The following is an 8,789-nucleotide window of genomic DNA, read 5'->3' as shown; positions in this document are numbered from 1 at the left end:
GCTTGTCCTTGTAGCGTTGCTGGATGAGGATGATGTTGCGAATCTTCTCCTTCAGCTCGTCCATCAGCTGCGGACTTACCAGACTGCGGTAGGCGGCTACCTTTTCCTTCTTCTCTGTTAAATTATCTTTAGCCATAACCTGTAGGATTTTTTTAGTTACCACTTAATAAATATGGTGCAAATATAATCTTTTTTATCTGCATTGTCAAGTATTGCGCTGAGTTTTTTCAAGTCTTTGGTCATTATTTTTCATCATGCCGCATGTCTCCGCCCACCCGTCCTGGCCGTTGTCCGCCGGCTGTCTCCCGTCCCTGCTGTCTGACTCCCTCCCCTGCCGTCAACATGTTGCAGACAAGTGAAAAACTGTTATGCCCCCACGTGTTCAGCCGCCCTTTAAGCCAAGAGGTGTTGACACATGTCAATAAAAGCAAAAAAAACGGCGATTTCTGCTGAAAAGTTTTGCTGTGTGCGCAAACAATCGTACCTTTGCACCGTCGAAAGACAAATAATAGATTGTTTAGGTTAGTAGTAATAGATTTAGGTTTTTAGTTATTAGGTTTTAAGGTAATTTGATAGATTGTTTAACAGATAACAATGAAGGCCGTGAGGTTTTCATTCGTTTAAGAAAAAGGATTTTTAGTTAAACATAAACTAAACGCCGGAGCTCGAGTTGAGTTCCGGCGTTTAATTTTTATGCCGGTACAACGTCGCCAACGATACTTTACTCATCAGCAACCAATTATCCTACCATCAACTCAATCCGTCATCCGCCGCTTTAAATTATCTCTTAACCTTCGGCAGCCAATCATCTAATCACCAACTCAACCCGTCATCCACTCTCCCCAACATGCCCTTCCAAGGTCATCGCTCCACCATCGTTTTCCGAAAGCGCAGCTTTGACCTTGCCAAAGGGCTGCTTTGAGCGTGTCATAACAGCCCTTTCGCAAAGCCATAAGGGGCCTTTCAACTTGTCATTGCACCCCTTTCATACAACCGAGGAAAAGGTATCACATTGTCAAGCGAAATGTATCGTGAAACAATGCCAAACGTATTGGAGTGCCAAGCAAACCGTATCAGTCTTTCTCTATCAGACAAACGGCATACGCCGAGATACCTTCCTCACGCCCCGTGAAGCCAAGTTTCTCCGTTGTTGTGGCTTTTATCGAAATCAAATCTTCGTCAATACCCATCACTTCGGCCAAACAAGCCTTCATAGCGGGCACATGTGGATTGATTTTCGGCCGTTCCGCGCAGATGGTAGCGTCGATATTACCTACCCGATAGCCCTTTTCGGCAAGAAGACTGATGACATCACGCAAGATGATTTTACTATCCATATCGAGCGTCGCGTCGCTTGTATCGGGAAAATGATAACCTATGTCACGCAGGTTGGCCGCTCCCAGCAGCGCATCGCTGATGGCATGGACCAACACATCTGCGTCACTATGGCCCAAAAGGCCCATGGTGTGCGCTATCTTTATACCTCCCATCCATAAATCGCGGCCTTCCACCAACTTATGGACGTCAAAACCCATTCCTACTCGTATCATAATATCAAGATAATTTGTATTTATTTTCTAAACAAGTCCTTTATTCCGTCCATGTCAAAGCTGACGGTGAAGCGCAACGTCTGGTCCAGTGGATTGCTCTTGGCGGTGGCTATGACGTAGCCGGCGTCAATCGACATGACGTTCATCTTGAAGCCCGCACCCACCGTAAAGTACTTCATGTTGCCCTTGTTCTCGCTCTCATGATGGTAACCCGCACGCACGGTGAACTTGTCATTATAGGTATATTCGCCACCCAGCGACCACTGCACTTCCTGCAACTCCTCCTTCATGCCGCCCGGAGCGTCGCCAAAGCTCTTGAAGATTCCGGCTATACTCGACACCTCGTAATAGTCTTTTTGCAGACGGGCGTCGTAGTCCGTGCCAGCCTCATCGGCCTTCTGAATAGGGTAAGTAGGCACCAAGAGCTTATTCACGTCGGCCGCCACCGTTATTTTATTGTAGCTGTCGATGGGCACCATCAACGAACCACCCAACCGAAGATTGGTGGGAATAAACTCGCTGTCGTCCGATCCGCCGAACGAAATCTTGCTTCCAATATTCGATATGTTCAATCCCAAGCCCAATTGGCACTCACGCTGTCCTATCGTAACATAGTCCTGATAGTACGCCGAAATATCCGCGGCGAAGGCACTTCCGGGCGTTGTCTCCTGCGTATAGTCGTAAGTAAGGTCGGAATAAATCCATCTTACCGCCGCACCCAAGGAGAATTTCTCGCTCAACATGAGCGAATAGGCCACGTCCAACGACATTTCGTAAGGGTGAATGCTCATGTCGTACTTGCCATCACCACTGCTACTGAAGCCCACCTCGCCCAATGAGAAATAACGCAACGAGCCACTCACGGCGCTGTAATTGCCGATACGATAGTAGCCCGAGAGGTAACCTAAGTTCATGTCGTTCACCAATTGGCGCAGCCATGGCGTGTAGCTGATGGCCACACCGGCCCTTGAAATGGTGAAAGGGTACTTCGCCGGGTTCCAATATTGCGACACCACGTCGGGATCAGTGGCCACACCCACGTCGCCCATACCGGCCGATCGGGCGTCGGGAGCTACGAGCTGTGAGGTTACGGCATATCTTACGGGATTGAAAATCTTATCCTTTTGGGCCGATATACCCAGCGTATATGCCAATAGGGTTATCAGTGCGAGGGAGCGTAAATGATGACTCATGATTCTGTCTTAGATGTTTCTACTTTGATTTCACTATCTCCATAAGAAACGATTTCTTTGGTTATTTATTGCCCGCGATGATGAGTTTCTGCGCCTTCGACGCCATTTTACCACTCTCATCGCCTACTTTTATCCGATAAATATAAATGCCCGGCTGTAGCTTGGCGCCGTTTCGTTGGCGCAAGTCCCAGCCTATGCGATAGTCGTTGCCCAACGACACGCCTTTCTCCACATGCGACCAACACGGCCGACCGGCCACGTCGAACACGTCGACCGCCACCTCTATCTTGCTGCCACGCCTGTCATGGCCGATGACAAAGGTCGTGGCGGTGCGCGCCGGATTATCGGTGACACCCACGCTGAGTATCTTTGGGGGCAAGCCTCGGGCCACATGAAAGGAGAGCTCGGCCGTGGAGGAATTGTTCAACACGTCCCACACCCTGAACAGCAGCCTATGATGGCCCTCCTTCAGCTCGGGAATGCTGAAGGCAACGCTGCCCTCGGTGTAACTTCCAAAGTTGAACTTGAAGTACTCATTCAGCTTATAGGTCTTGCTCATGTCGCCGTCTATCACCAGCTCCATGTCGTGACCAATGCCCGCTCCCGAAGTGTTGATACCGTCCTCGTCCTTCACTTCGGCCACGAACAAGGGCGTGGCATTCACTTTATCGCCATCGGTAAACCGCGAACTATTCAAGTAGCACACGATCGAAGGCCCGGTCTCGCTGTCATTCGGGGCGTCGGCGCCGTCCAGCAAGAAGTTTTCGGAGGCGCCATGGGCCGTCAGCCCCTGCGTCATATCCACGCCATAAAGATTGATAAGGCCCGTTCCGGCACTGTAATTCATGTCCTTCGGCACGGCAAAAGTCATGTCGAAACGGCCGTTCCTTATGCTATCGGTGCCACTGAACAAGGTATTGACACGGTCACGGTACACAAACGCCGTATCGGCACCTTCCTTATGGTTGAGCCGACATACGATGGATTCCTCCGTATCGCGCACCGTCAGGCTCACTACTCCGTTGAAAGTAGGCTGTCCTTCCACGTGTCCTACGACACGAACCTTCATCCCCGCCCGCAAACGAGGCGTCTCTCCGCCGCTCACATCCACGCCATTGATGGCGTCGATCACCATCCGACAGCCGGGAAGGTTAAGCGCCACGGCCGGATCACCTAACAAAGAGTATTGTAATTTATTGATAGTGAGGTCCAGCCGTGAGTCTATCATCTCTATCTTCGCTAACCGCTGGGCCTCGCCTATGGTGACCGGACGCCCGTCGCGCCGGCTAAGCACATGCTTCAAATAGGCTTCATTGAGCACCCTATTGTAGGATTCATACACCGTCCGGGTAGTTCCGTAGAAGGCAAAAGCCCCTCCTTGGGGATTGAGCACGGCCGTTTCGCCAATGGTGGGCACGTTACCGTCGAACGGCATGATGTCGCACGAGGCGGTAATCCATAGCGGCAGGTTCTCGTTTCTGAACGACTCAAAGTCGGTTATGCGCAGAACCGCCTCGTCAGAGAGCTGATATTCAATGCCATGGCCGGCATAATCCATCACCAAGGCGCCCGCCTGCTGCTGTCGGAGAATGGCCCTTGCGGCGTCAGCATAGCGATGGCCCACGGCTGAAGAGGTGCGTTCGTAGGCGTCCCACATGACTTTACGGGTCACATAGCCCGGATGAGCGGCCCCAACTTGGTCGGCCGCCTCATTGGCTTGAAACATGTGAACATTCTGATTGCCGTCATCGCCCATGAACATCAGCACGTTCTGCCAAGCGCCGGCGTTCTCGTTACGCACGTAACGAATGGTTTTATCGACCATGACACGGGCCTCCTCGGGCGTCACCACGGGCATGCGCCCCACGGCGACGTCAGACTTGCCGTAAGAATAGAACTCATCCGAGGTAACCAACTGCTCATCATCGTCCATGAGGGTGAAGAAATCATCCGTCACATAGCACTTGATGGCGTTAAAGGAGTTCTCGCTCTCGTAGCACAACAGATAGTCGTCGGGACGCCGGTCGCCGGCTTCGGCCGTCAACATGCGGTTGTCCCAAAAGGCGTCTCCCAAGAGCAAGAGGTATCGGGGGCGGTCGGTTTCCGACGCGGCCTTGTCGTACAGCATTTTCAGATAGCGTTTATAGGCCGTAGCGTCGGGCGTTCCGCTGGAGAACTCATGGTACAGTTTATCGGCCGTAACGGTTCTTACCCGCAGTCCGTCGTGCTCCTCATGGAACCGGCGGAGCCGCTCTGCCTGCTCCATGAGCTTGCCCGAGGCAGGCAGAATGATGACCATGTCAGCCGGACCATCGCCATGCAGGTTCTGATTTTCCACCTTTCCCACATATTCCGGGGCGAGAAAATCGGCCTGAAGGTCGGGAGCGGCCATCGGCTCGGCCCACGCCATCGACACATAGTCAAGCCTCATGGGACCTCCCGAGACCACCCGCAGCGACAGATTGTTGCGCTCCGCAAGGTCGGTAACTTGATAAACGCCGGCCGCCTCGCCACCATGGTCGTACTCATCGGCCGGCTCCACGGCTATCATGCCCAGCACCTTATCGTTCAACACCACCTCCACGGTGGTGTTCTTTCCCGCGCTCACGTTGACCGACAAAGTGCCCCGACTGCTCCGTTGCGGATTGTCGATGACGAGGCGGCGGGTCTGTCCCGTGGCGGTAGCTTCGGTATCAAAGAGGTTTCGCCCACCATGATACCACGAATAGCCATCGGTTTCGTAAAGCGAATGGTAGAAATCGGGCGATGGATAGAAAGAAGCCAAAAAATCATCGGCGCCGACAGACGCCACCGGAGCGTCGCTTTCGGTGAGGAAATAATAGCCGTAATCCGAATAAGGATTGCGAACACGGCGGACAGAGGCCTTATCGGGCCACGACACGGGCCCTTGGGCATAGAACAAATGCTTGCCACCAACCACGCAGCGGGTCACCTCGTGCAAGTCGTCATGGGCCAAGAGATAGTCGGCCGAGAGCACTTCGGGCTGCAAAGCGCCGCCATAACCGTAGATACGAACCTTGTTTATATCGGTAAATCCGGCCTTGCGGACCAGCTCATCGGTAAGCCGGAAGACGCCCGAAGACGGCACCCTCACCTTTACCCAGCGGCCCGAGGCCAGCACGGAGGAGGGCGCATAGCGGTCGGCAGGGGCCATGGGAGCCCGCCGCAGGCCATCGGCACGGGTGGCAGGAGCAGCGGCCCGGGCCGTAACACGGAGCATGAAACTCGTAAGATAGCGGTAACGGCGCTCACGAAAGACCACCGGCAGGAAATAGATTTGCAGCTCAGGCCGCTTTTGGTTGAACGCAATACGGCGGTCAACAACGGGTTGCGCCGGCGGCTGAAGCCCTCCCTTACGCCGATAAGCGGCCACTTCGGCCGGCGTAAGGTCGAGATATTCGGGGTAAAGGATTTCAACCTGATAGACGGAATCCCTATAATCAGCCGGCAGGGGCAGGGAGAACGCGAAACGAGGCAGCACGCTATCGACCCTGACCTCATCGTAAGTCAGGTGGAAAAAGCGATCATAGGCACGGGCCTGAAGGGTAGCCAACAGCGCCACAAGCCAAAAAACATACCTTAAATGCCTCATTCGTTTACTCTTATAGGTTAGCGTAAGCAAGCTCACTTGCAATTGAACTCAAGCACCTTACGGTCTTCCAAATAGCCTTCCACGTGGTCATCGATACGCACGGGGCCACAATCGGCGGGACAACCCGTGTAGAGTATGTCGCCGGTCTTGAGCGTAAAATAGCGGCTGATGTAGGCTATCAGCTCGTCCACCTTATATAACATGTCGCTCGTACAGCCTTCCTGCACCGTAGCGCCATTGACATCGAGGCGGAAACGGAGGGCCTGCACGTCACGAAACTTATCCAAATCGACCCACTGACCCATGGCGGCGGCCCCGTCGAAGCCCTTGCATAGGTCCCATGGCAGGCCTTCGGCACGTAGCTGTTGTTGCAATTGGCGGGCCGTGAAGTCCACGCCTACCGTCACCGCATCGTAATAACGATGGGCAAAACGCTGCGAGATGGTCTTGCCCAACTTACAGATACGCACCACCACTTCGGCCTCATACTCGATGGGACCCAAGTGGTCGGGGATGAAAAAAGGCTTGTTGTCCTTGAGCAAAGATGAGTCGGCCTTCGTGAAAATGACCGGTCGCTCGGGCCTGAAAGCCGATTCCTGCAACGATTTATTGTGACGGGGATAGTTCATTCCCACAGCAAATATCTTCATGTGGCTACGCTATAATGATTTGGTTTACAAAGTTCACCATTTTTTTTGATACGGGCAAACATATCCATCGTTTTTAGAAAAGCCGACCAACGCAAAACAGTCATACCCCTTAAGCCCAACCGCCACTCGACAAGTGGCCATGAGGAAAAAGGCAGGGGAATGGCTACGAGAATGCCATCGCGGGCCGGCGGCACCATAGGAAACAACACTACACGACATAAAACCCCTCTTCTGACAATTGCGAATTTATTTTACAACAACCCCATGAATGCTTGCGTTTTTTCGCACAAAAAGTTTTTCGCCGGCAAATAGGCGAGTTTTGAGCGTTTTCATACCCAATTGATAACCAATAACTTGCGATTTATTTACCCAAAATCATGGCCTTATGACCGTGCAAAACGTGGCCTTTCGAGCGTTCAAAGCAGCCTTTTGAGCGGGTAAACACGGCGCTTCGAGGGCGTCAAAGCCATGTTTCGAGCCGGCAAAAGCTGTGCTTCGGGTGAATCATTCCCCCGATTCGAGGCCCGAGCCCATGCGCTTCGACCTCATTCAAGCGCTCAAACCACGAAACGGGAAAGCCGGATGGCATTTTCCAAAAGTGTTAAAAAACACTCTGCTTTCTTTACAAAAAGAGAAGCCTTAGCAGGCTCTCACCCAAGGGGAAAGCAGTAAAAAGCGGGCCGCAAATTTGGAAAGAAGTATTTTTTTTATAATTTTTGTGTCACAAACGGCCTATTCCTACGTATTAAGAGTAGAAATAGCGCAAGCGAAAGCAACGAGAGTTAAGGCTTGAATTGCCGGGCGCAGCCTATTTTACCCATAGAATCCAAGAACCTCGATGACAGTCGACGAATATAAAAAGGAGGTCTGTCGCATCAGACCACAGCTGCTTCTCACGGCCCGACGCTACATGGGCGATGAGGACGAAGCCGAAGACGTGGTGCAAGATGTGCTGCTGAAGCTGTGGCATATCCGCGAAATGTTGCGGCTGCCGATTGACCGTTTGGCGATGGTATTGGTTCGCAACCACTGCGTGGATGAGCTACGGCGCAAGCGCAAAGGGCCGGCAGTAAGTGAGAACATGGTCGAGGAAAGCAGCGACGGCGACGAGCGGATAGAGCAAATGATGGCTATCGTCAACCGATTGCCCGGCCTGCAACAGACGATTCTCAGGCTACGCCACATGGAGAACATGAGCATGGAGGAGATAGCACGGCTCACCGGGAGCACGGAAGTGGCGGTAAGAAAGGCATTGAGCAGGGCCCGACAAGCCGTAAGACTGCATTTTTTAAAACAAAACGACAATGAATAGAAAGCACGATATACACCGACTGACGGAGCGTTTCTTTGACGGGGAGACGACGCGGGACGAGGAGCAGCGGCTTTATCGCTACTTCCAAGGCAGCGACATCAGCGACGATTTGCTCCCCATGCGTGAAATATTCTTGGCTTTCAGCGCCTTGCAGGTTCCACATGACGAGCATTCCATGGTGGCGAAGGTACCGTCCATCCAAACGAAAGCAAACTTATGGCTGCGATGGGGCAGGTTTGCCGCAGCGGCGGTTGTGGCCTTTGGTGTTTTCGGAGCGGCCACGAGGTCGTACCATGAGCAAAACTATTGCGAAGCGTATGTCAACAACCGGCGGCTGACCGATCGGGAAGTGGTCATGGACCGGGTGGCACAGACCATGCAGGTCATCGACAAGAGTGGGGCTACCGATGTCGACAACCAATTGCATGAGCTATTCGACGAATGACAACGAATCGTATTTTTTTTATAAAA

General features: G+C 52.7%; 7 protein-coding genes and 1 pseudogene. 2 read left to right on the top strand and 6 right to left on the bottom strand.

The genetic code is table 11. The features are described 5' to 3' along the window. The 6 genes and pseudogenes from VIR50_RS01380 to VIR50_RS01355 form a co-directional block, all read right to left on the bottom strand. Nucleotides 1-136, bottom strand: a pseudogene (locus VIR50_RS01380) (AraC family transcriptional regulator); the annotation flags it as partial. A 685-nt stretch (nucleotides 137-821) separates the two neighbouring features. After that, nucleotides 822-953, bottom strand: a complete 132-nt coding sequence (locus VIR50_RS01375; RefSeq protein WP_331933355.1) for a hypothetical protein — start codon at nucleotides 951-953, stop codon at nucleotides 822-824. Nucleotides 954-1,073: 120 nt separating this feature from the next. Next, entirely contained in the window at nucleotides 1,074-1,550 is a 477-nt protein-coding gene (gene ispF / locus VIR50_RS01370; RefSeq protein WP_331933354.1) for a 2-C-methyl-D-erythritol 2,4-cyclodiphosphate synthase, read from the bottom strand. A gap of 20 nt (nucleotides 1,551-1,570) precedes the next feature. Then, nucleotides 1,571-2,743, bottom strand: coding sequence for a type IX secretion system outer membrane channel protein PorV (porV, locus tag VIR50_RS01365; protein WP_331933353.1), 1,173 nt, complete (start codon nucleotides 2,741-2,743; stop codon nucleotides 1,571-1,573). A gap of 61 nt (nucleotides 2,744-2,804) precedes the next feature. Then, on the bottom strand, nucleotides 2,805-6,356 hold the full coding sequence (gene porU, locus VIR50_RS01360) for a type IX secretion system sortase PorU (RefSeq protein WP_331933352.1): 3,552 nt from the start codon (nucleotides 6,354-6,356) through the stop codon (nucleotides 2,805-2,807). Nucleotides 6,357-6,388: 32 nt separating this feature from the next. Next, nucleotides 6,389-7,006: a fumarylacetoacetate hydrolase family protein gene (locus tag VIR50_RS01355; RefSeq protein ID WP_331933351.1), complete on the bottom strand. Its 618-nt coding sequence runs from the start codon at nucleotides 7,004-7,006 to the stop codon at nucleotides 6,389-6,391. An 838-nt stretch (nucleotides 7,007-7,844) separates the two neighbouring features. Here VIR50_RS01355 and VIR50_RS01350 point away from each other — a divergent pair. Both VIR50_RS01350 and VIR50_RS01345 read left to right on the top strand, forming a co-directional pair. Continuing rightward, entirely contained in the window at nucleotides 7,845-8,318 is a 474-nt protein-coding gene (locus VIR50_RS01350; protein WP_331933350.1) for an RNA polymerase sigma factor, read from the top strand. Continuing rightward, complete coding sequence (locus tag VIR50_RS01345) at nucleotides 8,311-8,763, top strand: hypothetical protein (RefSeq protein WP_331933349.1); 453 nt, start codon at nucleotides 8,311-8,313, stop codon at nucleotides 8,761-8,763. The genes VIR50_RS01350 and VIR50_RS01345 overlap by 8 nt, the downstream gene beginning before the upstream one ends. Nucleotides 8,764-8,789 lie beyond the last annotated feature (26 nt).

Origin of the sequence: Prevotella sp., assembly GCF_036570325.1 — a bacterium.
Taxonomy (GTDB): Bacteria; Bacteroidota; Bacteroidia; order Bacteroidales; family Bacteroidaceae; genus Prevotella.
Note: the sequence above shows the minus strand (reverse complement) of the source record. Positions and strands in the feature narration are given on the sequence as shown.

Bases quoted from the DNA above. Each gene is read 5' to 3' on its own strand.
- VIR50_RS01375 (WP_331933355.1), bottom strand. From the start codon at position 953: ATGGCTTTGCGAAAGGGCTGTTATGACACGCTCAAAGCAGCCCTTTGG.
- ispF (WP_331933354.1), bottom strand. From the start codon at position 1,550: ATGATACGAGTAGGAATGGGTTTTGACGTCCATAAGTTGGTGGAAGGC.
- porV (WP_331933353.1), bottom strand. From the start codon at position 2,743: ATGAGTCATCATTTACGCTCCCTCGCACTGATAACCCTATTGGCATAT.
- porU (WP_331933352.1), bottom strand. From the start codon at position 6,356: ATGAGGCATTTAAGGTATGTTTTTTGGCTTGTGGCGCTGTTGGCTACC.
- VIR50_RS01355 (WP_331933351.1), bottom strand. From the start codon at position 7,006: ATGAAGATATTTGCTGTGGGAATGAACTATCCCCGTCACAATAAATCG.
- VIR50_RS01350 (WP_331933350.1), top strand. From the start codon at position 7,845: ATGACAGTCGACGAATATAAAAAGGAGGTCTGTCGCATCAGACCACAG.
- VIR50_RS01345 (WP_331933349.1), top strand. From the start codon at position 8,311: ATGAATAGAAAGCACGATATACACCGACTGACGGAGCGTTTCTTTGAC.